This window comes from Streptomyces sp. NPDC085932 (genome assembly GCF_044540525.1).
GTDB classification, from domain to species: Bacteria; Actinomycetota; Actinomycetes; order Streptomycetales; family Streptomycetaceae; genus Streptomyces; species Streptomyces levis.
Genome location: NZ_JBITSJ010000002.1, coordinates 858,057 through 879,832 on the forward strand (window position 1 = coordinate 858,057; position 21,776 = coordinate 879,832).

21 protein-coding genes, 1 other RNA gene and 2 pseudogenes are annotated in these 21,776 nt (G+C 73.8%); 5 read left to right on the plus strand and 19 right to left on the minus strand.

Translation table 11 applies throughout. The features are described from left to right. Window positions 1-37 precede the first annotated feature (37 nt). Both ACIGAQ_RS13045 and ACIGAQ_RS13050 read right to left on the minus strand, forming a co-directional pair. Window positions 38-616 (minus strand): hypothetical protein, encoded by a 579-nt coding sequence (locus tag ACIGAQ_RS13045; protein ID WP_399782095.1) that lies wholly within the window; start codon window positions 614-616, stop codon window positions 38-40. Beyond that, a complete protein-coding gene (locus ACIGAQ_RS13050) occupies window positions 613-1,380 on the minus strand; it encodes a MerR family transcriptional regulator (protein ID WP_311684894.1) in 768 nt (255 codons plus the stop codon). The genes ACIGAQ_RS13045 and ACIGAQ_RS13050 overlap by 4 nt, the downstream gene beginning before the upstream one ends. A gap of 136 nt (window positions 1,381-1,516) precedes the next feature. On the opposite strand from ACIGAQ_RS13050, the gene ACIGAQ_RS13055 reads away from it, so the two are divergent. From ACIGAQ_RS13055 to rnpB, 4 genes and pseudogenes are all read left to right on the plus strand, one after another. Next, a complete protein-coding gene (locus ACIGAQ_RS13055; RefSeq protein ID WP_399782099.1) occupies window positions 1,517-2,083 on the plus strand; it encodes a Uma2 family endonuclease in 567 nt (188 codons plus the stop codon). A 24-nt stretch (window positions 2,084-2,107) separates the two neighbouring features. Continuing rightward, window positions 2,108-2,935 carry an AraC family transcriptional regulator gene (locus tag ACIGAQ_RS13060; RefSeq protein ID WP_399782102.1) on the plus strand — a complete coding sequence of 276 codons (828 nt, stop codon included), beginning with the start codon at window positions 2,108-2,110 and terminating at the stop codon, window positions 2,933-2,935. Between the two features lie 52 nt (window positions 2,936-2,987). Beyond that, a pseudogene (locus ACIGAQ_RS13065) lies at window positions 2,988-3,734 on the plus strand (DMT family transporter); the annotation flags it as partial. 115 nt (window positions 3,735-3,849) lie between these two features. Next, an RNA gene (gene rnpB / locus ACIGAQ_RS13070) (RNase P RNA component class A) lies at window positions 3,850-4,257 on the plus strand. Between the two features lie 36 nt (window positions 4,258-4,293). Here rnpB and ACIGAQ_RS13075 read toward each other — a convergent pair. The 17 genes and pseudogenes from ACIGAQ_RS13075 to ACIGAQ_RS13155 all read right to left on the minus strand — a co-directional run bounded on the left by ACIGAQ_RS13075 (window position 4,294) and on the right by ACIGAQ_RS13155 (window position 19,736). After that, window positions 4,294-5,784 carry a peptide MFS transporter gene (locus ACIGAQ_RS13075; RefSeq protein ID WP_399782106.1) on the minus strand — a complete coding sequence of 497 codons (1,491 nt, stop codon included), beginning with the start codon at window positions 5,782-5,784 and terminating at the stop codon, window positions 4,294-4,296. A 6-nt stretch (window positions 5,785-5,790) separates the two neighbouring features. Then, window positions 5,791-6,615 carry an SAM-dependent methyltransferase gene (locus ACIGAQ_RS13080; protein ID WP_399782109.1) on the minus strand — a complete coding sequence of 275 codons (825 nt, stop codon included), beginning with the start codon at window positions 6,613-6,615 and terminating at the stop codon, window positions 5,791-5,793. A gap of 38 nt (window positions 6,616-6,653) precedes the next feature. After that, the gene (locus tag ACIGAQ_RS13085; protein ID WP_362274142.1) at window positions 6,654-7,913 is read right to left on the minus strand and encodes a cytochrome P450; all 1,260 of its coding nucleotides are present in this window, start codon (window positions 7,911-7,913) and stop codon (window positions 6,654-6,656) included. A gap of 2 nt (window positions 7,914-7,915) precedes the next feature. Then, the gene (locus tag ACIGAQ_RS13090; protein ID WP_399782112.1) at window positions 7,916-8,260 is read right to left on the minus strand and encodes an antibiotic biosynthesis monooxygenase family protein; all 345 of its coding nucleotides are present in this window, start codon (window positions 8,258-8,260) and stop codon (window positions 7,916-7,918) included. Continuing rightward, window positions 8,257-8,583 (minus strand): antibiotic biosynthesis monooxygenase family protein, encoded by a 327-nt coding sequence (locus ACIGAQ_RS13095; protein ID WP_311684878.1) that lies wholly within the window; start codon window positions 8,581-8,583, stop codon window positions 8,257-8,259. Before ACIGAQ_RS13095 ends, ACIGAQ_RS13090 begins: the two co-directional genes overlap by 4 nt. Before the next feature lies 1 nt (window position 8,584). Then, entirely contained in the window at window positions 8,585-9,334 is a 750-nt protein-coding gene (locus tag ACIGAQ_RS13100; RefSeq protein WP_311684876.1) for an SDR family NAD(P)-dependent oxidoreductase, read from the minus strand. A 29-nt stretch (window positions 9,335-9,363) separates the two neighbouring features. Next, on the minus strand, window positions 9,364-10,131 hold the full coding sequence (locus tag ACIGAQ_RS13105) for an SDR family NAD(P)-dependent oxidoreductase (protein WP_399783157.1): 768 nt from the start codon (window positions 10,129-10,131) through the stop codon (window positions 9,364-9,366). After that, window positions 10,105-10,560: pseudogene (locus tag ACIGAQ_RS13110) on the minus strand (SRPBCC family protein); the annotation flags it as partial. The gene ACIGAQ_RS13105 and the pseudogene ACIGAQ_RS13110, both read right to left, overlap by 27 nt. Then, on the minus strand, window positions 10,560-10,823 hold the full coding sequence (locus tag ACIGAQ_RS13115; RefSeq protein ID WP_362274139.1) for an acyl carrier protein: 264 nt from the start codon (window positions 10,821-10,823) through the stop codon (window positions 10,560-10,562). The pseudogene ACIGAQ_RS13110 and the gene ACIGAQ_RS13115, both read right to left, overlap by 1 nt. 38 nt (window positions 10,824-10,861) lie before the next feature. After that, window positions 10,862-12,130, minus strand: coding sequence for a ketosynthase chain-length factor (locus ACIGAQ_RS13120; protein WP_311684872.1), 1,269 nt, complete (start codon window positions 12,128-12,130; stop codon window positions 10,862-10,864). Next, entirely contained in the window at window positions 12,127-13,407 is a 1,281-nt protein-coding gene (locus ACIGAQ_RS13125) for a beta-ketoacyl-[acyl-carrier-protein] synthase family protein (protein ID WP_311684870.1), read from the minus strand. Before ACIGAQ_RS13125 ends, ACIGAQ_RS13120 begins: the two co-directional genes overlap by 4 nt. After that, the gene (locus ACIGAQ_RS13130) at window positions 13,404-13,835 is read right to left on the minus strand and encodes a cupin domain-containing protein (RefSeq protein WP_362274135.1); all 432 of its coding nucleotides are present in this window, start codon (window positions 13,833-13,835) and stop codon (window positions 13,404-13,406) included. The genes ACIGAQ_RS13125 and ACIGAQ_RS13130 overlap by 4 nt, the downstream gene beginning before the upstream one ends. Next, window positions 13,832-14,203 carry a TcmI family type II polyketide cyclase gene (locus ACIGAQ_RS13135; protein WP_311684866.1) on the minus strand — a complete coding sequence of 124 codons (372 nt, stop codon included), beginning with the start codon at window positions 14,201-14,203 and terminating at the stop codon, window positions 13,832-13,834. Before ACIGAQ_RS13135 ends, ACIGAQ_RS13130 begins: the two co-directional genes overlap by 4 nt. Window positions 14,204-14,509: 306 nt before the next feature. Continuing rightward, window positions 14,510-16,429, minus strand: coding sequence for a BTAD domain-containing putative transcriptional regulator (locus tag ACIGAQ_RS13140; protein WP_399782119.1), 1,920 nt, complete (start codon window positions 16,427-16,429; stop codon window positions 14,510-14,512). A 342-nt stretch (window positions 16,430-16,771) separates the two neighbouring features. Beyond that, entirely contained in the window at window positions 16,772-18,652 is a 1,881-nt protein-coding gene (gene asnB, locus ACIGAQ_RS13145; RefSeq protein ID WP_399782122.1) for an asparagine synthase (glutamine-hydrolyzing), read from the minus strand. Next, the gene (locus ACIGAQ_RS13150) at window positions 18,649-19,290 is read right to left on the minus strand and encodes a hypothetical protein (protein ID WP_399782125.1); all 642 of its coding nucleotides are present in this window, start codon (window positions 19,288-19,290) and stop codon (window positions 18,649-18,651) included. Before ACIGAQ_RS13150 ends, asnB begins: the two co-directional genes overlap by 4 nt. Further along, window positions 19,287-19,736 (minus strand): DUF1772 domain-containing protein, encoded by a 450-nt coding sequence (locus ACIGAQ_RS13155; RefSeq protein ID WP_399782128.1) that lies wholly within the window; start codon window positions 19,734-19,736, stop codon window positions 19,287-19,289. The genes ACIGAQ_RS13150 and ACIGAQ_RS13155 overlap by 4 nt, the downstream gene beginning before the upstream one ends. 245 nt (window positions 19,737-19,981) lie before the next feature. Here ACIGAQ_RS13155 and ACIGAQ_RS13160 point away from each other — a divergent pair, with 245 nt between their 5' ends. Next, window positions 19,982-21,634 carry an FAD-dependent monooxygenase gene (locus ACIGAQ_RS13160; RefSeq protein ID WP_399782131.1) on the plus strand — a complete coding sequence of 551 codons (1,653 nt, stop codon included), beginning with the start codon at window positions 19,982-19,984 and terminating at the stop codon, window positions 21,632-21,634. The last annotated feature ends 142 nt before the right edge of the window (window positions 21,635-21,776 follow it).

Genomic DNA, 21,776 nt, shown 5'->3' on the forward strand with positions numbered 1-21,776 from the left:
TCCTTCGATCGAACTCCGCCGACAGCGTACGGGGGAGTCACACCCGGGCCGGGCGGAGGGCGCGGACCAGGCCGTCGGCGTCGTCGGCGTGGAAGCGGACGACCCGGACCTCGCGCCGCCGGCCGAGGAAGGAGAGATGGGTGACCGGCTCGGTCAGTTCGAGCGTGACGGTCGTCCGCGAGCCGACCTCGACGTTCAGCTCGCCCTCGACCCGCTCGTGCGTCATGCGCAGCTCGCGCCGCACCGAGGCGATCCGGTCCAGCGGCACGCACAGGTCGACGTGCACGTACCGCCGTATCCGCAGGGTCCCGCGGTCCGGGTCCAGCACGTGCGGGCGCACCACGGACGAGGCGTGCAGCCCGACGACCACGACCACGCCGTAGACGTCCAGGAACAGGAACACCGCGTGCACGGTCGGGAAGTCCCGCAGCAGCACCGACATCGCGACCGTCTCCACCACGCACACGAACGCGAAGCCCGCCATCATCGCGCCCTGCCCGCGCGCGTACCCGAAGGCCGTCCCGCCCCTCGTCCCGTGCGTACGCCGCGCCATCCACAGCACGAGGCTCACCAGCACCCGCACCTCGTGCCCCACCAGCCTCCGCACGGCCCTCATCGCCCCTCCTCCCGCCGCTGCCCGGCCAGGATCCGCAGCGCACGGCGGATCACCTCGGCCTGCGCCGGGGCCAGGTCGGCGTAGAACGCGCGCAGCACGCCGTCGTCCTCGTCGACCTCCCCGGCGTCCGGGAACAGCCCCGGGGGAATGCAGCCGGCCAGCGCCCGGGCCGCCGCCTCGACCCGCGGATCGTCCGGCCGGGCGTCGGCGAGCGCGTCCAGCAGCGCGTACGCCTCACCGGCCCGCGCGACGGCCTCCGGGCTCCCCAGGGCCTCCCCGATCGACGCCACCATCCGCTCCCGTGCCCCCGGAGGCATGGACGTCTCCAGGAAGGCGATGATCTCGCGGTCCTTGGCCGCCATGGGGCTGTCCGTGAGATGCGCGGTCCCGGCGAACAGCGCGGCCAGCTCGGGCGAGACGGGCCCCTCCTTCGGCAGCCCGCCCTCCGCCTCCAGCAGCGCCCGCAACCGCCCGCGCCGCTCGCGGACGGCCTCCTCCTGCCGTGCCAGGTCCGCGTCCAGCTCGGTCAGCACCTCGACCAGGTCCTTGCCGGCGTCGTCCGCGAGCACGTCCCGCACCTCGGCGAGCCCCAGCCCCAGCTCCGTCAGCCGCCGGATCCGCGCCAGCACGACCGCGTGCCGCAGGGTGTACTCCCGATACCCGTTGGCCCGCCGCTCCGGCTCGGGCAGCAGCCCCTGATGGTGGTAGTGCCGCACGGCCCGCGTGGTGACCCCCACGACCGCGGCGAGTTCTCCGATCCGCATGCCACCAGTGAAAACGTTGCCGCTACGACAGGGTCAAGCGCACACGGTCGGGGTAACCGGGGCGCTCTCGCCGCTCGTGTCCCTGGAAGGCTCCATCCTGCTGACGCCGAGCGAGCGAGGGAGAAGCGGTTACACCATGACACCGGACCCGTACACGCAGAAGCTGTTGTCGGACTGGTTCGTCCGCCTGGACACGCCGGAGGGCTTCCGGGCGGAACTCGTCGAAGGGGAATTCGTCCTCACCCCGCTGCCGGACGGACACCACGAGCACTGCATCAGCCGGCTCGTGCGCCAGCTCTTCCTCCGGAGCGAACGCGACGTCCAGTTCTCCGGGAACAAGGGGCTGAAGCTGGGGAACGCGCCCGGCTGCGCCCAGGATCATGTGGTCCCGGACGGCACGATCATCGCCGGCGGGCCGAGGCTCTTCCGGGGGGCGCCTGCCTGGATGCCCTGTGCGGGGGTCAGCATGGTGCTGGAAGTGACGAGTATCAGGCCGGAGGTCGACCGGGTCGCCAAGCGCCGCTGTTACGCCCGTGGCGGCATCCCGCTCTACCTGCTCGTGGACCGGGACGCCGGAGCGACGACGCTGTTCAGCGAGCCGGAGCGCGACGACTACCGCCGTCTCGCCACCGCCGCCTTCGGCAAGCCCGTCACCCTCCCGGAACCGTTCGCCTTCGATCTGGACACCGCGGACCTGCTCTGATCCCCTGGGGCCGGGGGGTGTGTCATGGGGATGCGGGAGCGAGCCAGCTGGACCCGGGCCCGGCTGGGGCGGGCCGGGCCGCCCCTCGACCTGCTCACCGCGCACTTCGACCGGCACACCTACGCGCCCCACGCCCACGACGAGTTCACCGTCGGTGTCACCGTCGGCGGGTCCGAGGTCATCGCCTACCGGGGCGGGCACATCCACTCCTACCCCGGGTCGATCGTCGTGCTGGAGCCGGGCGAGATGCACACCGGCGGGCCGGCCGCCGGTGACGGCTACGCCTACCAGGCCCTGTACGCCGACCCGGCCCTGCTCGCCGACGGCACCCTCGGCGGCCCGCCCCACTTCCGCGACCCCGTGCTGCACGACCCGGAACTCGCCGCCGCCCTGCGCGCCGCCCACACCGACATCAGCGCCCACCCCGACCCGCTGGAGGCCGAGTCCCGCCTGCCCTGGCTGCTCACCGCACTGGCCCACCGCCACTCCACGGCCCGCGCGGCGGGCGACACCGTGCCGGGCGCCGGCCACATCGCCCGGACCGTGCGCGACCGCCTCGCCGACGAACTGCTGGACCCCCCGTCCCTGGCCGCCCTCGCCACCGACCTCGGCCTCTCCCGCTACCAACTGCTGCGCTCCTTCCGCACGACCATGGGCGTACCGCCGTACGCCTGGCTCGCCCAGCACCGGGTGGCCCGCGCCCGCCGCCTGCTGGAGTCCGGCCTGCGCCCCGCCGAGGTCGCCGGCCTCGTCGGCTTCGCCGACCAGGCCCACCTCACCCGCTGGTTCCGCCGCGTGCTGGGCGTGACCCCGGCGGCGTACCGCAACAGCGTTCAAGACACGGCGGGGTGAGACGGCCGAGACTCGTCCCATGACTGCACGCGGCTGGTTGCTGTTCGCCCTGATGGGAGTCGTCTGGGGCGTCCCCTATCTGCTGATCAAGGTGGCGGTGGACGAACTGTCCCCGTCGGCCGTGGTGTTCGCGCGCTGCGCGCTCGGCGCCGCCCTCCTGCTGCCCTTCGCCCTGCGCCAGCCGGGCCTGGTGCGCACCGTGCGCACGCACTGGAAGCCGATGCTGGCCTTCGCGGTGATCGAGATCGTCGGCCCGTGGTACACCCTGACCGACGCCGAACGCCACCTCTCCAGCTCCACCGCGGGCCTGCTGATCGCGGGAGTCCCCATCGTCGGAGTCCTCCTCGCCCGCTTCTTCGGCGCGGCCGAGTCACTGGGCGCCCGCCGGATCTCCGGCCTCGCGCTGGGCCTGGCCGGGGTGGGCGTCCTCACCGTCCCGCACCTGACCGGTGGCGACGCCTTCTCGCTGGCGGAGGTCCTGGTGACGGTCGTCGGCTACGCCACCGCCCCCCTGATCGCCAGCCGTCACCTCAAGGACGTCCCGACGCTGCACCTCATCACTCCCTGCCTGGCGCTGGCCGCCCTGGTCTACGCCCCCGCGGCCGTCGCCTCCCGTCCCGCCGCCCTCCCCTCGCCCGGGACCCTCGCCGCCCTCGCGGCCCTCGGCGCCGTCTGCACGGCCGTCGCCTTCGTGGCCTTCCTGGAACTGATCAAGGAGGTCGGCCCGACCCGCGCGTCGGTCATCACGTACGTCAACCCGGCGGTCGCGGTGGCCGCGGGCGCCGTCTTCCTGGACGAGCACCTGACCCCGACGGTGCTGGCCGCCTTCGCCCTGATCCTGGCGGGCTCGGTCCTGGCCACGGCGGCGGCGCCGCGGCCCGTGCCACGGCGGGTACCATGGTCGACACGGCAGACGAGCCGGGCGGACGGCCGCGTGGAGTCCCCCTGACGGGGAACTCCCCGAGGAACGTCCGGGCTCCACAGGGCAGGGTGGTGGCTAACGGCCACCCGGGGTGACCCGCGGGACAGTGCCACAGAAAGCAAACCGCCCAGCACCTCGGTGCTGGGTAAGGGTGAAACGGTGGTGTAAGAGACCACCAGTGCCTGAGGTGACTCAGGCAGCTAGGTAAACCCCACCCGGAGCAAGGTCAAGAGGAGCGTTGTAGAAGGCGCTCTGCGCGGACGTTCGAGGGCTGCCCGCCCGAGTCCGCGGGTAGACCGCACGAGGCCGGTGGCAACGCCGGCCCTAGATGGATGGCCGTCGCCCGGGGCTCCGCGAGGAACCCCGGGAACAGAACCCGGCGTACAGCCCGACTCGTCTGCCGCTCCCCGCTCGTCGTGGCCGGTCCGGCCGTGCCTCACGGTGTCAGCAGGCGCCGCAGGCGTGGCGTGCCGCAGGCGACCGCCGTGCCGGTCGTCAGGACCAGGGAGCCGAGCAGCAGGAAGTAGGCCGTCGGCGACAGGACCGCCGTCAGGCGGAACAGCTGGCCTCCCACCACCACGCCCACGGCGCCGAACATGCCGTTCACCGCGAGCAGGCGGCTGGTGCTGCCCGGCGGGGCGACCGTGGCGGCCAGAGCCAGGCCGGCCGGAGCGAGGGCGATCTCCCCGCAGGAGTAGAGCAGGTAGACCAGGAGCAGCCAGTGCGGGCCGACCGGGCCGTGTTCGGCGAGCCGGGCCGCGACGGCCATCAGCAGGAAGCTGAGACCGGCCGCGATCAGCGCCCCCGCGAACTTGACGGGTACGTCCACGCGCGGCCCGGCGCGCAGCCACAGGCGGGCGAAGAGCGGGGCGACCAGCAGCACGAACAGCGGGTGCACGGACTGGAACCAGCTGGCCGGGACCTCGAAGCCGAGCAGGTCGCGGTCGGTGTGCCGCTCGGCGAAGAGGCTGAGCACCGAGCCGCTCTGCGCGAAGATCATCCAGAACGCGGTGGAGGCGGCCATCAGCGCGGTGAAGCCGGTGAGCCGATGGGCCCGGCGGCCTTCCGGCGGGTGGCTCCGGCGCAGCGAACGCAGGTACCAGAACGGGAGAGCGACCGTGGTCAGGCCGAGGACGGCGAGCACCGCGGTCAGCGGCAGCAGCCCGCACGCCGCCGGCACCACCAGGAGCGCGCCCACCGCCGCCGTGGCCCCGGCGGCGCGCCGGAGCAGCGCGGCCGCCTCGGGGCCCGGCACCGGGCGGGTCGGACGCGCGCCCACCTCCCCGTAGCGGCGCAGGCCGAGGGCGAACTGGAGCAGGCCCGCCGTCATGCCGAAGGCGGCCGCCGCGAAGCCGAGGTGCCAGGCGACGCGTTCGGCCACCAGCCCGGTGACGACGGGGGCGACGAGCGCGCTGACCTGGATGCACATGTAGAAGAGCGCGAAGGCCGCCTCGCGGCGGCCCTCCCCGTCCCCGCTGACCCCGGCGACCATGGCCGCCATGGCCGGCTTGACCAGGCCGGTCCCCGCGACGACCAGCAGCAGCCCGGCGTAGAGGGTGCCCGGCGCCGGGACCGCGAGGACCGCGTGGCCGCAGGTGATGAGCGTCCCGCCGAGCAGCACGGCCCGGCGCGCGCCCAGCACCCGGTCGGCGAGCCAGCCGCCCGGCAGACCGGCCAGGAAGCAGAGCGACATGTACGCCGCGAAGACCGCGGTGGCCGACTGCGGCGCCATGCTCATGCCGCCGCGCTCCTCGGCGGCGGTCAGGTACAGGACCAGGATCGCGGCCATGCCGAAGAAGCTGAACCGCTCCCACAGGTCGACCGCGAGCAGGGTGCCGAAGCCGGGCCGGCGGCCGTTCCCCGCCCGTACCACCGTGGCGGGGGCGGCCGCCGGCGAGGCGCCCGGCGGGGTGAGGGACGTGTCCACCGGAGGTCACCCGCCCGGTTTGAGCGCCACCCCGGCCAGCATGGCGAGCCCCGGGTCGGGGGTCTCGGCCGGTTCGGGACGCCACAGCGGGGCGCGGACCACGCCGGGGCTCACCAGCTCCCAGCCCTCGAACAGCGCGGCGAGTTCCCGGTTGTCGCGCCAGATCACCTGGCTCACCGCACCCCGGTACTGCTCGGCCGCCTCCGGTGCCGCCCTCGGCACCTCCTCCGCGCCGGCGTGCGAGATCACCAGGGCGCTGCCGGGTGCCAGCCGCTCGGTGTACCGGCGCACCAGGGCGAGCGGATCATCGTCGTCCGGGACGAAGTGCAGGACGGCGGCGAGGATCAGCGCCACCGGCCGGCCGAAGTCGATCAGGCGGCGGGTGTCCTCGGCGTCCAGGATCTCCTCGGACTTGTACAGGTCGCCCTGGAAGACGGCCACCCGGGGCTCGTCGGCGAGCAGCGCCCGGCCGTGCGCGACCGCCACCGGGTCGATGTCGACGTAGACGACCGTGCTGTCCGGGTGGGCGGCGAGGGCCACGTCGTGCACGTTGCCCTCGGCCGGGATGCCGGAGCCGATGTCGAGGAACTGCCGTATGCCGAGGGCGGACAGCTCGCGTACCGCACGGCGCAGGAAGGCCCGGTTGGCCCGGAGGGTGGCGGGGAGATCCGGGTTGCCGGCCGCGACCTTGCGGGCGAGCTCCCGGTCCACGGGGAAGTTGTGGGTGCCGCCGATCCAGTGGTCGTAGACCCGGGCGATGCTCGGGGTGTCGATGTCGACCTCCGGCGGGGCCCAGGCGGGGCGTTCCGTCGCGGTGTCCTGACGTTCCACGGGTGTCTCCTCCAGTAGGGGCGGGGCGGGGTCGGCACTCACGCCGTGAACACCGGGAGTTCTTCGAGGCCGCGCATCATCAGGCTGCTGCGCCAGCGCAGTTCGTCCGCGGTGCCCACGAGCCGCAGCGCGGGGAAGCGGGCGAAGAGGCGGCCGAGGACGATCTGTCCCTCCAGCCGGGCGAGCGGGGCGCCCAGGCAGTGGTGGATGCCGTGGCCGAAGGCGACCGAGGCGGTGTGGGCGCGGGTGATGTCCAGGCGGTCCGGGTCGGGGTAGCGGGCCGGGTCCCGGCCGGCGGCGCCGAGCGAGATGGTCACGAACTCCCCCTCGGGGATCACCACGGAGCCGACCCGGACGGGCTCGGTGGTGAAGCGCCACGTGGCGTTGGTGACCGGGCCGTCGTGGCGGAGGAACTCCTCCACGGCCGCGGGCCACAGCGACGCGTCCGCCGCGAGCTGCCGGCGCACCGCCGGGTGGGTGAGCAGGGCCAGGGCGCCGTTGCCGATGAGGTTGACCGTGGTCTCGTGGCCGGCCACCAGCAGCAGGAACGCCATGGAGATCAGCTCGTCGGACGACAGCGTGTCGCCGTCGTCCCGCGCGTGCACCAGGTCGGTGAGCATGTCGTCGGCCGGTTCGGCCCGCTTGGACTCGATCAGCGCCTTCAGGTACGCGATCATCGACGCGCTGGCTTCCCGCACCTCCTCGGTGCCGGCGCCGGAGACCAGCAGGTTGGACCAGCGGCGGAAGGCGGCCCGGTCGTCCGGGGGCACGCCGAGCAGCCAGCAGATGACCGTGAACGGCACGGGGAAGGCCAGCGCCTCCATGAGGTCCAGCCGCTCGTGCCGGGCCATGGCGTCCAGCAGTTCGTCGGTGAGGCCGGTGATGCGCGGACGCAGGGACTCGACCCGGCGCGCGGTGAAGGCCCGGGCGACGAGCCGGCGCAGCCGGGTGTGGTCCGGCGGGTCGCTGTCCAGCATGTGCACGCTCAGGACGTGCGGGAACTGGCTGCGTTCCCCCGACTCCGCGAGGAACTCCCGCTGTTTGTCCGGGTCGGTGAAGTTGCGCGGGATGAGGTCCCGGCCGACCCGCATGTCCTTGCTCAGACGCGGGTCGGCGAGCAGGGCACGGGCGTGCTCGTATCCGGTGACCAGCCAGGTGCGCAGGCCGTTCGGCGTCGTCACGGGCACGGCGGGTGCGGCGCGCCGCAGTTCGGCCAGTGCCTCGTGCGGGTTCTGGTGGAAGGCGGGGGTGAACAGGTCGAGGGGCGGGGCGGTCTGCCGGGCCCGTGTGTCCGCCATGCTCAGACTCCTTCCGTGGCGTCGGCGGGGGTGCGCTCGCCGGCGTAGCTGGCGAGCTCCCGGTAGATCTCGAAGGGCCGGTCCCGGCCGGTGTCGCGCAGCGGCCGCAGCGGGGCGGTCTGGTCCTTGTGGGCGGCGCCGGTCTCCCAGGCGGTGAACGCCTCCCAGTCCGACCAGCGGCTGACCACGACGTAGGAGCGCGGATCGCCCACCGCGTGCAGCAGTTTGTTGCCGAGCAGGCCGGCGGTGCCCGTCATCCGGCGGCTGGCCTCGTGGTACGCGGGCAGCACCCGGTCCGGGTCGTCGCTCAGGTGGTAGAGCACGACCTCGATGGCGCCGCCGGTCACGACGCGGCGCCGGACAGGGCGGCGACCACGTGCATGGTCGTCATGGAGCCGCCGCTGCGGTACGGGTGCAGCTTCTGACGGTGCTGCAGATGCCGGTCGCTGGTCTCGAACTCGCGGAACAGCGGCTCGTTCGTCCAGTCGCTGACGATGTAGTAGACGCCGTCCTCCTCGGTGCTGCGGGACAGCCACTGGCCGAGGTTGGCGGGGTGGGTGGTGACCGAGTCGCCGACCTCCAGCCACACCTTCTCGAAGTCGTGCTCCATGCCGGGCTTGATCTGCATGCGCAGCATGACCCGGAACACGTTCCCGGCGGACTCGGGCATGTCAGATCCCCCCGTCGACGTCGATCGTCTCGCCGGTGATGTACGCGGCGGCGTCGGAGAGCAGGAACAGCACCGGGCCGGCGAGTTCCTCGACGGTGCCGAGACGGCCCAGCGCGGTCTTGCGGGAGTACGTGGCCCGCAGCCCCTCGGCGCGCTCGGCGGGCATGGTGGCGAAGGCCTCCGTCTCGATGACGCCGGGGGCGACCACGTTCACCCGGATGCCCCGCGGGCCGAGTTCCTTGGCCAGGGAGCGGGTCAGTCCGATCATGGCGGCCTTGGCGGCGGTGTAGTGGGCGCGCAGCGGGATGCCCGCGGCGGCTCCGCGCGAGCCGATGTTGACCACCGAGGCGCCCGCGCCGAGCAGCGGCAGCGCCTGCTGGATGATCCGGTAGGCGGCGGTGAGGTTGGTGTCGAGGATCCGCGACCACTCGTCGGCGGGCAGCTCGGCGAACGGGATGTGGCTGATCACGCCCGCGTTGTTGACGATCCCGTCGAGCCGCCCGAAGCGGTCCTTGGCCTCGGCGACGAGCCGGTCGGCCTCGGCGGTGTCGGCGAGGTCCGCGCGGATCACATGGTGGTCGCCGGCCGTCTCCTTCAGCGCGGCGGTCAGGCTGTCGACGGCCTCGCTCTCCTGCCGGTGGCAGGTGAGGACGTCGGCGCCGGCCCGGGCGGCGGCGAGGACGACGCCCCGCCCGATGCCCCGGGTGCCGCCGGTGACGAGCAGTTTCCTGCCGTGCAGTGCGAGTTCCACTTGGATTCCCTCCATGGCTGGGCCGCGGCTCAGACGCAGCCGTCGACGTGGATGTTCTGGCCGGTGACGTAGCCGGCGTGGTCGCTGACGAGGAACAGCACCGTGCTCGCGATGTCCTCGACGGTGCCGAGCCGGCCGAGCGCGGTGAAGGAGGCGAAGGCGGCGCGCTGCCGCTCGGCCTCCTCGGCGGGCAGTTCGTCGAGTGCCTCGGTGGCGATCCGGCCGGGCGAGACCGTGTTGACGCGGATGCCGCGCGGCCCGAGCTCCCGGGCCAGGGAGCGGGTCATGCCGACCAGCGCGGCCTTGACGGCGGTGTAGTGGACGCCGCCGGCCATGCCGATGAAGGCGACCGTGGAGCCGATGTTGACCACGGAGGAGCCGGCGGAGAGCAGCGGCAGGGTGCGCTGGGTGACCAGGTGGGTGGCGGTGAGGTTGCCCTGGAGGGTGGCGGCCCACTCGGCGGGGCCGAGGTCGGCGTACGGCTGCGGACGGAAGGCGGCGGCGTTGTTGACGACGGCGTCCAGCCCGCCGAGGCTCGCCTCGCACGCGGCGGCCAGCCGGTCCACGTCCGTGGCGTCGGCGGCGTCGGCCCGCAGCACCTGGTGCTTGCCCGGGGTGCCGGCCAGCTCCTCCTCCAGGCGGGCGACGGCCGCGCCGGGGGTGCGGTAGCAGGTGACGACGTCGGCGCCGGCCCGGGCGGCGGCCAGGACGATGCCCCGCCCGATGCCACGGCTGCCGCCGGTCACCAGGACGCGCTTGCCCCGCAGCTGGTCCCCGGCCCGGGCCGCGGTCTCCACCTTGGCCTTGATCAGCCGCATCTGGACGGCGGTGTTGCGGTTGAGCCTCGCGGTCATGCCGGCGTCGTCGACGGGGGCGCCGGGCTTCATCGCGAAGTCCTGGATCCAGCGCATCCGTACGCCGCCGGGCACCTCCTCGTACTCCCAGCGGATGTCCATGTACGCGAAGGGGCCGGTCTCGACCCGGCGGGCCACGACGGTCCGGGTGGCCGGGTCGGGGGTGCGCTCGGAGACCCAGCTCCAGACCGTGCCGTTCTCGTCCGGGTGCAGGGCGAGGCGGAAGGTGACGGTGTCGCCGTCCCGGCCCAGGATCTCGGCGGAGGCGTACTCGCTGAACAGCCGCGGCCAGGCGGCCACGTCGTTCGTCATCGACCACACCAGGTCCATCGGTGCCTCGACGACGATCGCGTTGTCGGTGTGTCCTGCCATCAGACGTGGGCCTCCGTGAGCCGGGCCTGGACGTACGCCAGGGCCTCGCGCGGGGTGTGGGTGTGCGCCAGGTCGCCGTCGGGGATCTCGATGCCGTACTCGCGCTCGATGCGGTTGACGAGCTCCAGCAGGGCCAGGGAGTCGTAGCCGAGGTCGGTGAACGCGGTGTCGGCGAAGTGCTCGCCGTCCAGGTCGGTCTGCTCGTCGACGCCGCCGCTCGCGCGCAGGATCCGCCGGATGTCGTCGAAGGTGAACTCCGCCATGGGAAGCCGCCTTTCGTGTGTCGTGGGTGGTGGGCCGGTCACTTGCCGGGGGCGCCGCGGTCGCCCGCGCCGAGGACCAGCGCGGAGGTGAAGCCGCCGTGGCCGCGGGCCAGGACCAGGGCGGTGCGCGGGTCGGTCTGGCGGGGCCGGTCGAGGACGAGGTCGATCTCGCAGCCGGGGGCCGTCCGCCCGAGACCCGCGGTGTGCGGGACGACACCGGCGCTCAGGGAGAGCAGCGCGGTCGCCACGTCCAGTGCCGCGCCGCCCGCGTACAGGCGCCCGGTGAGGGTCTTCGGCGCGGTCACCGGAACGCCGCCGGGGCCGAAGACCTCGGTGAGGGCGCGGGCCTCGGCGAGATCCTCGGCGGGGACGCCGGAGGCGTCGGCGAAGACCACGTCGATGTCGCCGGGGGCGAGCGCCGCGTCGGCCAGGGCCCGCCGCACGACGGACACCGGCACGGAGTGCCGCGCCGTCGTGCCGTCCGCCGTCGGATCGAAGCCGGCCGCGTAGCCCAGGAGTTCGCCGTAGACCGGGACACCGCGGGCGCGTGCCGACTCGGCCCCCTCCACGACGAGAATGGCGCCGCCCTCGCCGGGGACGAAGCCGGAGGCGGCCGCGTCGAAGGGCAGGTAGGCCCGGGCGGGGTCGTCCTCGGTGGACAGCCGCCCGGTGGACATCTGCGCCACCAGGCCGTACGGGCACAGCGAGGCGTCGGTGCCGCCGCTGAGCACGAGCCGGGAGCCGGTGTCCAGCAGCCGCCGGGACTGGCCGAGGGCGTCGAGACCACCGGCCTGCTCACCGCAGATGACCCCGCAGGGGCCGCGCATGCCGTGCCGGATGGAGACCTGGCCGGTGGTGGCCGCGTAGAACCAGGCGATGGACTGGTAGGCGCCGACCCAGGAGGAGCCCTTCTGGTAGAGGTTCTCCATCTCGTGCTGCCCGAACTCGGTGCCGCCCGAGGAACTGGCGGTCACCACCGCCATCTCGTACTCCGGCAGGGCCGCCGGGTCGGCCGCGGCGTCCGCGAGGGCGTCCTCGGCCGCGGCCAGCGCGAAGTGGGTGAAGCGGTCCGTCTGCGGGACCAGCCGCCCGGGCACCTGTCCGGCGGCGCGGAACCCCGGCACCTCGCCCGCCACCCGCACGGGGTAGCCGGTCGGGTCGAAGCGGGTGATCCGGCCGAGACCGCTCTTGCCCGCGAGCACCGACTCCCAGTGCCGGGCGGCGCCGATCCCGGTGGGCGCGACCACGCCGAGCCCGGTGACCACGGACCGGCCGCGACGGCCGGGGCGTATGCCGGAGGCGCTCATGCCGCCTCCCCGTGTCCGGGCCGGCCCAGGACCATCGCCGTCTGGAAGCCACCGAAGCCGCTGCCCACGCTGAGCACCCGGTCCATGCGGTGCTCACGGGCCGTCACCGGCACGTAGTCGAGGTCGCATTCGGGGTCGGGCGTGGACAGGTTGGCCGTCGGCGGCACGACCTGGTGGCGCAGGGCCAGGGCGCAGGCGGCGATCTCCAGGGAGCCGATGGCGCCCAGCGAGTGCCCGATCATCGACTTGATGGAGCTGACCGGCACCTCGTGGGCCCGCCGGCCCAGACTGCGCTTGAACGCGGCCGTCTCGTGCCGGTCGTTCTGCTTGGTGCCCGAGCCGTGCGCGTTGACGTAGTCGATGGCGCCGGGATCGAGCCGCGCCCGGTCCAGGGCGACCCGGATGGCCTCGGCCATCTCCCGGCCGTCGGGCTTCAGGCCGGTCATGTGGAAGGCGTTGCTGCGGCCGGCGAAGCCGAGGATCTCGGCGTACACGGTGGCGCCTCGGCGCCGGGCGGACTCCCGTTCCTCGATCACCATGACGGCGGAGCCCTCGCCCAGGACGAAGCCGTCGCGCCGTCCGTCGAAGGGCCGGGAGGCGTGCGCGGGGTCGTCGTTGTGGGCGGTGGTGGCCTTGATGGCGTCGAAGCAGGCGGAGGTGATCGGCGACAGCGGGGCGTCGGTGGCGCCGGCGAGCACGACGTCGGCCGAGCCCTCCTCGATCAGCTGCACACCGTGTCCGATGGCGTCCAGGCCCGAGGTGCAGCCGGTGGAGATCAACGCGACCGGCCCCTCGGCGCCGGCCTGCCGGGCCACCTCGACGGCGAGGGTGCTGGGCACCATGTAGCCGTACAGGTGGGGGACGCCGTAGCTGTGGTCGACCAGCCAGTCGCGGCCGCCGTCGGAGAGGACCGCGTACTCCTCCTCCAGGCCCATGGTGCAGCCGACGGCGCTGCCGATGCTCACCGCGACCCGCTCCGGGTCGGCGCCGGGCAGTTCGATGCCGCTGTCCGTGACGGCCTCACGGGCGGCGACCACCGCGAACTGGCCGGCCCGGTCCATCCGGCGGGTCTCCTGCGGGGTGAGTCCGGCGGCGAGCGGGTCGAAGTCGCACTCGGCGGCGACCCGGGAGCGGAAGCCCTCCGGATCGAACAGGCTGATGCGGCGGGTGGCGGTGCGGCCGGCGGTGAGCAGGTCCCAGTAGGCGTCCCGCCCGATACCGCCGGGCGCGACCGCGCCCACCCCGGTGATCACCGCGCGCCGGTGCGGCGCCGTCATCGGGCCGCTCCCACGTCGGGGTTGCCCGCGGAGGCGTCGAGCGGCTCCTCGGTGTCGACGTGGCCCAGGTCGGGGCGGGGCGCGAGCGGGGAGAGGTGGAAGACCGCCTCGGCCGGCACGGACCCGGTGTTGACCAGGCGGTGGCGCACCCCGATGGGCACCAGCAGCGAGTCGCCGGGGGCAAGTTCGACCGGGGTGCCGCCGTCCAGCGTCATCTCCAGACGACCCCGCACCACGTGCAGGAACTCCTCGGAGTACGGGTGGTAGTGCTCGGTGACGTGGTGGCCGGGGGCCAGTCGCAGCACGCCGCCGAAGCCAGAGGTGCAGCCCACGGTCCTGGGGCTGAGGGTGACGCGGATGTCGCCGCCGCGCTTGGTGTTGGCGGCGACCTCGTCCGCCGAGACCCGGGTGGTGGCGGGGGCGCTCATCGGGCACCGCCCAGGTTCGCCGAGCGCGGGGCGCCGGTCCGCGGGCCCTGCTGGGGCGTCCAGGAGTAGAAGGGGACGGCCATGGCGTCCTTGGGCTCGCGCCAGTCCGGGTCGTAGGGCGAGATGAACTCTCCGAGCCGGGTGTTGATCTCCTCGTAGAGCGGGTGGCTGCGCGCCTTGTACAGGTTCGGCGCGATGTCCTGGTCGGCCTCCACCAGGTGGAAGTACAGGTTGTGGAACGCGAACAGCGTCCGCCGCGACACCCCCACCAGATGCGGCAGTTCGGTGCGGTCCGAATCGGCGAAGACCTGCGCGACGCCCTCGGCGTCGGCGAGGTCCATCCTCGCCACGATCAGCGTGCGGTGCACGATGTCCTCCCGGCTTGTCGGTTCTGTGTTCACCCTGGTCGGCGGGGGTCGAGGCACCCTCGAAGGCGCCTGGAGAACCGCTGACGGGCCTGGCGCGGGGTCCGGCCGGGGGAGGACCGCCGGGAAGGCGACGGGCACGGCGGCACGGGTACGGGCGGCGTGGCGCCAGGGCAGCGCGACGGCCCGCCGCACCTGGGGTGCGGCGGGCCGTCGGGTGGCTCCTGGTGCCCGGCGTCGCCGGCTTCAGGCCGTGTCCGCACAGTCCCTCGGTCCGCCCGGGGGCAGGAGGGACTGCGCGGACACGGCCTAGCGGACGCCCGCTCTCTTCATCAGGGTCACGCGGGCGCCGGTGCGGCCGACGACGCCCGTGCCGGCTGTCCGGCCGTTCGGTACGTCACTCGCGGCCGTGCCCCGCAGGAGCTGGATCAGGGCCTGCCGGGTGAGCCGGGGCACGGAGTACAGGAGCTCGGCGTCCGCGGTCACGTGCTCCTGGACGAGGTGGACGTCGACGAGGTATTCGAGGAGCGTCTCGGCGTCGCCGATGCCCGGGCGCAGCCGTCCCACCACCTCGTCCAGGCTCCAGCGGGGCCGCTCGCGCTGGAGCAGCAGGCGCAGCAACTCCTGGGAGGGGGCCGGCAGATGCCGGTGGCTGGCGGCCACCGTGGTCATCAGCGACTGCGTCCCGGCGGGCAGTTCGAGGAGCATCCGGTGGTTGCCGCGCAGCCTCAGCGCCAGCCGGGACGCCGACCAGCCGGGACGCGCGGTGAGCCGGCCGGCCACCGCCCGGATCGCCAGGGGCAGTCCCTCGCACTGCCCCATCAGCTCCTGCACGGCGGCGGGGTCCTCCTGCCGGGAGCGTTCCCCGGCGACCCGGTCGTAGAGCTGGAGGGACTCCTCGGGGGACAGAGCCGGGAGCACGATCTTGCGGCCGGTGGACAGGCTGTGCGCCCGGTAGCGGTTGGTGGCGATCACCGCGCAGCCGGAGCCGCCCGGCAGGACGGCCCGGACCTGGGAGGCGGTGAGCACGTCGTCGACCACCACCAGCACCCGACGGTCCGCGGTCCAGGTGCGGAAGAGCCGGCTCAGCTCGTCCAGCCCGGATGGCTGTTTCTCGCGCTGGATGCCGCAGGCGGTGAGACAGGCCGACAGCACGTCCGCGAGCTGCTGGGAGCCCTCGCCGACGGCGGACAGGTCGATGAAGAGCTGGCCGTCGGGGAAGCGCGGGCGCAGCCGGTGCGCGGCGCGCACGGCGAAGGCGCTCTTGCCGACGCCGGGCGGACCGTGCACCTCCACGACGCGCATGCCGGTGCTGGCCCGGTCCTTGCCGAGGAAGGTCTCCAGCTGGTCGAGTTCACGCTCCCGTCCCACGAAGTCGCCGGTGTCGGCGGGGAGCTGGGCCGGACCGGGCGCGAGCCGGCGTCCGCCGGGCGCGGTGTCCGCCTTGGCCGTGGCGGCCGGACCCCTGAGGTGGCCACGGTCGGCGAGCACCTCCTGGTGGAGCCGCTGGAGCTGCGCGGAGGGTTCCAGGCCGAGTTCCTCGACGAGGTGGCTGCGCAGGGTGCGGAAGGTGTTGAGGGCGTCCGGCCTCCGTCCGCAGCGGTGCAGGGCCCGCATCAGCTGTCCGGCGAACGCCTCGTGGGTGGGGTGGGCGCGGAAGGCCTCGGACAGTTCGTCCAGCATGGCGTGGTGGCGGCCGAGTTCGAGCTCCAAGGAGAAACGTTGCTCCTGAACGCTCTTGCGGCGTTCCTCCAGCTGGGTCGACCAGGCCGACAGCCGGCGTCCGGTGCTGATGTCGACCAGTGCTCCGCCCTGCCACAGGGAAAGGGCGTTCTTCAGGGTGCGGGCGGCCTCGTCCCCGTCGCCGCCGCGCAGCTGCGCCATGCCCTGTTCGCTGAGCTGGTCGAAGCGGTAGGCGTCCACCGCCTGCTTGTGCAGGCGCAGTTCGTAGCCGCCGACCCTGGTCAGGAGTGCGGGGCAGCCGTGCGGCGGACGGGATCCGAAGGGTGCGCCGTGCTGTCCGGTGGCCAGCAGCAGTCTGCGGCGCAGTTGATAAATGTAGGTTTGCAAGGTGGTCAGCGCGCTGAGCGGCGGGTGGTCCTCCCACAGCTCCTCGCACAGCTGGTCCACGCTGACCAGCGAGTTGGCATTGAGCACCAGCAGGGCAAGCACCTGACGCAGTTTCGGAGCCGACGGTGTGACGTCCTCTCCGTTCCTGCGTACTCGCATGGAGCCCAGCAGACCGATCTCTATCACTGCATTCCCCCTGAGTGCGCCGCCTGAGTGGGGTGGCGGCGGCCATCGGTTGTTTCACCTTCCTGCGTCGCTCATTTTTTAGCGAAACATCCCCGGCGTGGATGTGGGGAGAGATTGCTTTCCCTTTACCCGAACCAGTTCCGCGTAAAAAGAAGTTGAATCCAGTAATGGCGTTGCGGGCTTCCGGAGGTGGAATTGGAAACTCCACCTCTGGCAATTGCCGCATTTTCCGCTCCGTGTCCCGGCATCATATTGCGCCACGCACATGGATGACAAGATGCACATTTTCTCCGGGGGTGTGGCGTCCCGCACGGCTCACAGGGTCAGCCGGACCCGGTACTCCGCCAGCCAGGTGTTGAGCTGCAGCACCATCTCCATGCTCGCCCGCTCCACCCAGGCGAAGGCGCCGCTGGGCGCCGCCCCCGCGTCCAGCGCCACCCGGGTCGCCTCGGCGTCCAGCAGCGGGGTGACCGGTGCCGCCGGATCCGCGGCCACGTCCGCGAAGCGCCGGCGCACGAACGCGCCGTAGGCCGCCTCCTGGACGGTCGGATAGGCACTCTTGGGCCGGTTGAGCACCCGCTCCGGCAGCAGGTCGGCCACGGCGGCCCGCAGCAGGCTCTTCTCCTGGCCGTTCACCCGCTTCAGCTCGGCCGGCACGTTGTACACGTACTCCACCAGCGCCCGGTCGCAGAACGGCGGGCGCAGCTGCACCCCGTGCGCCATGCTCATCCGGTCGGCCCGGTCCAGGTGCGTCGGGGCCCAGCGGGTCAGCGCCAGATACGTGACCTCACGCGCCCGGCGCTCGGCGGGGCCCTCCCCGGCCAGGTGCGGCACCTCGGTCAGCGCGTCGCGGTAGTGCTGGTCGGCGTACCCCATGAAGTCCAGCTCCTTGCGGAGCGTGCGGTCCACCAGCGAGCAGCCGAGACCGCCCGCCGCCGCGTCGTGCCCGCGCTCGAAGGAGACCCACGGGAAGGTCGTGGAGTTGCTGTGGTCCGGGTCGTACGCCCAGAAGTAGCCGTTGAACACCTCGTCGGCGGTCTCCCCGGAGAGCACGGCGGTGATCCCGGCGGCGCGCAGGGCCCGGAAGAACAACAGCAGCGAGACGTCCATGTCGCCGAGCGGGGAGGGCGCGTCCTGGCTGCGCAGGGCGGCGGCGTGCGTCTCGGGATCGGCGAGCGCCGCGGTGTCCAGCAGGATCTCGGTGTGCTCGGTGCCGATGTGCTCGGCGGCCAGGGCCGCGTACGGCGCGTCCGGGGTGGCGCGCATGGTCGGGTGCGGCTCGAAGTTCTCCGCGTAGCCGGAGAAGTTGACCGAGAAGGACCGCAGCACCTCCCCGGCCGCCCGCCGCTCGCGGGCCGCGAGCGCGGTCAGCGCGCTGGAGTCGATCCCGCCGGAGAGCATCGCGCCGACCGGCACGTCCGCGCGCAGATGCGTGGCCACCGCCTCCGACAGCAGCCGGCGCACGGTGGCGACGGTGGTGTCCGGGCCGTCGGTGTGCGGCCGGGCGGGCAGCGACCAGTACCGCCGGTGACCCGTACCCGGGGCGCGCACGGTCATCGTGTGGCCGGGCAGCACCTCGCGGGTGCCCCGGAAGACGCCGGTGCCCGGCTTGCGGCTGTGCGCGAACAGCTCCCGCAGCCCGTCGCCGTCGACGACCGGCCGGACCGCGGGGTGGGCCAGCAGCGCCTTGGGCTCGGAGCCGAAGACCACCCCGGACGGGGTCAGGAAGTAGCACAGCGGCTTCACGCCCAACCGGTCGCGCACCAGCAGCAGTTCCTGCCGCCGCACGTCCCAGACGGCCAGGGCGAACAGGCCCTCCAGCCGCTCCGGGAACGCGGCGCCCCACTCCAGGTAGGCGTGCAGCGCCACCTCCGCGTCGCCGCCGCCGGTGAACCGGTGCCCCTTGGCGGCCAGTTCCCGGCGCAGCCCGGTGTGGTTGGTGAGCGCCCCGTCCAGGGTCAGCACGGCCACCGAGCTCCCGGCCTCCGACTCCACCACGGCCGGCTGCGCCACGCGTTCGGGGTGCCCCGGGTCGAGCAGGGCGAGCCGCCGGTGGGCCAGCGCGGCGTGCCCCTCGATCCACTCGCCGAAGCCGTCGGGGCCGCGGTGCGCGAGCGCCTGCGCCATCGCCCGCACGGTGGGCGCCTCCGGTGTCAGGTCGCGCTCGAAGTCCACCCAGCCGGCGATTCCGCTCATCGTGAGGTCCTCTCGTTCACTGCGTCCGAAGTGGGCACGGGGGAGGTGGGGACGGGGGAGGTGGGGACGGGGGAGGCGGGGATGGGTGTGGTGGGAGCGTGTGAGGCGGAGGCGGCTGTGGTGGGCGCCTGTGAGGTGGCGTCCGCGGTGGGGGCGCCGCCGTCGGCCGGCAGGTGGGCGACCTCGACCAGCGACAGCCCCTGCCGGGTCACCGCCGCCCGGAACGCCTCCAGCCCCGGCGCTCCTTCGCCGCGCACCGCGATGCCGAGCCGGCGCGGGGCCGCCTCGCCGTAGCGGCGGTACAGCTCCAGATAGCCGTGCGCGGTCCGCTCCACGTCGTCGACCAGCGTGAACCGCACCGGCCGCCGCTGCCCGCGCCAGGTCAGCTCGCCCGCCGAGCCGCCCGCGAAGTTGTGCCGCCAGCCGCTGCCCGTCGCCACGACCAGCAGATCGCCCAGGGCGTGCACCCCGGCGGGCACGGTGTAGGGCCGCCCGCTGCGCCGCCCCGTGAAGTGCAGCAGCACGAGCCGCTCGGCCAGCGGACCCGGCGCGGGCGCGGACAGCAGCTCCCGCATCCGGGCATCGGCCGCGGCCCGCTCCTCGCCGGCGGGCAGATCGCGTACGACGACGGGGCTCACGACGCCACCACCGCGGCGGCCGTCAGCGCGCACCCCCCGATCGCGAGGCAGGTGCGCACCAGGTGCCAGCCGCGCCAGGCCGGACGGGGATCCCGCCAGCCGGGGCCCAGGTCCTCGGGCCGGGTCCGCTTGACGACCCGGTTGATCGGCACGTTCCGGGTCTGCGACACCACCGCCACCCCGGCCATGCACAGGGCGGCGACCGCGAACAGCACCCTGGGGCCGCCCGAGGTCCGGATCGCGAGTCCCACGTCCACGGCGGTGGAGCCGGTGACGATGAACGGCATGATCCGGTCGTAGCGCCTGCCGAGCAGGACGTGCGTGGACACGTACCGCTCCGGTGTCATCGCGATCAGCGCGGGCATCACGCTCACCGCGACCGCGAAGAGCACCCCCGCCACCAGGCCGGTGCCCGTCAGCACCAGCACACTCAAAGCCTCCACCACCGCTTCCGCCCTCCTTCGCGCCGTGCGCGTCCCCGGGGCCCGGTCCGGGCCCGTCGCGCGCCCATCCCGGGCCTGTCGTCGGCTCGAACCTGGCAGCCGCACCTCGGACGGCACTCGAATCCGCCTGGGAGCGTGGCCCTTCCGCGAGCCCTGCGTTCGCCCGCGCCGCGAGCCCGGTTCGAGACGCCGGGTGTTGCATCGCCTCGCCGAAACCGAAGGCGATCCCACCCCTCCGAGGAGCCGGTATGGCGGACGAGACGACCGAAGTACTCATCGTGGGCGGCAGCATGGTGGGCCTGGCCCAGGCCCTGTTCCTCGCCCGGCAGGGCATCCGGCCGCTGCTGGTGGAGCGGCACGCGGAGATCTCGGCGCACCCCCGGGCGCAGGCCGCGAGTCCGCGGACCATGGAGCTGCTGCGCGCGCTCGGCCTGGAGGACGCGGTACGGGCGCGGGAGAACCCGCACGCCCAGTACGGCGACATCCTCCAGGCCGAGTCGCTCACCGGTGCCGAACTGGGGCGCTTCGACGGCCCGTTCCGCCACGACCCGAACGACGTGGGCACCACCGGCTGGACCCTGATCGGGCAGGACCGTCTCGAACCGGTGCTGCGCGAGCGGGCCGCGGAACTGGGCGCGGACATCCGGTTCGCCACCGAGATGACGGAGTTCACCCAGGACGCGGACGGCGTCACGGCCGTCCTGCGCGACCTGGGCGACGGCTCCGAACGGACCGTGCGGGCGCGGTACCTGGTCGCGGCCGACGGCTCGCGGGCGCCGATCCGCGCCTCGCTCGGCATCGGCCATCACGGGCCGGGTGTCTTCGGCCGGCAGATGAACATCGTCTTCCACGCCGACCTCGACCCGTACGTGGCGGGGCGCACCTTCTTCCTCTGTTTCGTCAGCAACCCGGCCGTCAAGGGCGTGCTCGGCAAGCTCGGCGGCGCGGACTCCGACCGCTGGGTCCTCGCGCCGAGCCTGCCGCCCGGGGCCGACCACCGCGCCTACGGCACCGAGGACTGCGTGGAGCTGGTGCGGGCCGCCGTGGGGGTGCCCGATCTGCCGGTGACGGTGGAGTCCGCGACGAGCTGGGAGATCGCCGCCTGGGTGGCGGACCGCTTCCGCTCCGGGCGGGTGCTGCTCGCCGGTGACTGCGCCCACGTCATGCCGCCCACCGGAGGGTTCGGCGGCAACATGGGGATCCAGGACGCGCACAACCTGGCCTGGAAGCTCGCGCGGGTCCTGCGGCACGAGGCGGGTCCCGGGCTGCTGGACACCTACGAGCAGGAGCGGGCGCCGGTCGCGGAGTTCACCGTCGACCAGGGCGTCATCCGCTACCTCCAGCGCAGCGGCCTCGACGAGGCGGCGGCGGCCCGGCACCGTCCCGAGACCACGGTGCTCTTCGGGCACGTGTACCGGTCGGACGCCGTCGTCGGCGAGGCGGGCGGGGACGGCACGGGCGGGGACGGCACGGGTGGTGACGGCACGGGTGGTGACGGCACGGGTGGTGACGGCACGGGCGGCGACGGAACCGGGGTGGTCGAGGACCCGACCGCCCCGAGCGGCCGCCCCGGCACCCGCGCCCCCCATCTCCCGCTGGTCCGCCAGGGCAAGGAGGTCCCCCTCCACGACCTCCTCGACGGCGACTTCTGGCTCCTCGCCGGCCCGGACGGCACGGCCTGGCAGGAGCCGGCGGCCGCGCTCGGTCTGTCCTTCCACCGGGTGGGCGCGGAGGAGCCCGCCGAGGTCGCCGAGCGCTTCCTCGCCCGGTACGGCGTCCAGGGGACCGGTGCGGTGCTGCTCCGGCCGGACGGGTTCATCGCGTGGCGGTCGGGTGGGGCGGTGGGAGACCCTGGCGGGTCGCTGGCGTCGGTGCTCGATGCGGTGTTGCGGCGTGCGTGAGCGTGCCGTTCGGGGGTGGGGCGGGTTGCCGGGCGGCTGCGGGGCGGTGGGGGCTGGTCGCGCAGTTCCCCGCGCCCCTTGAGACGCGCTGCGCGCGTAGTGGGTTGGTGGGTGGCCGGTCTCCGCGCCCCTGAGGGGCGTG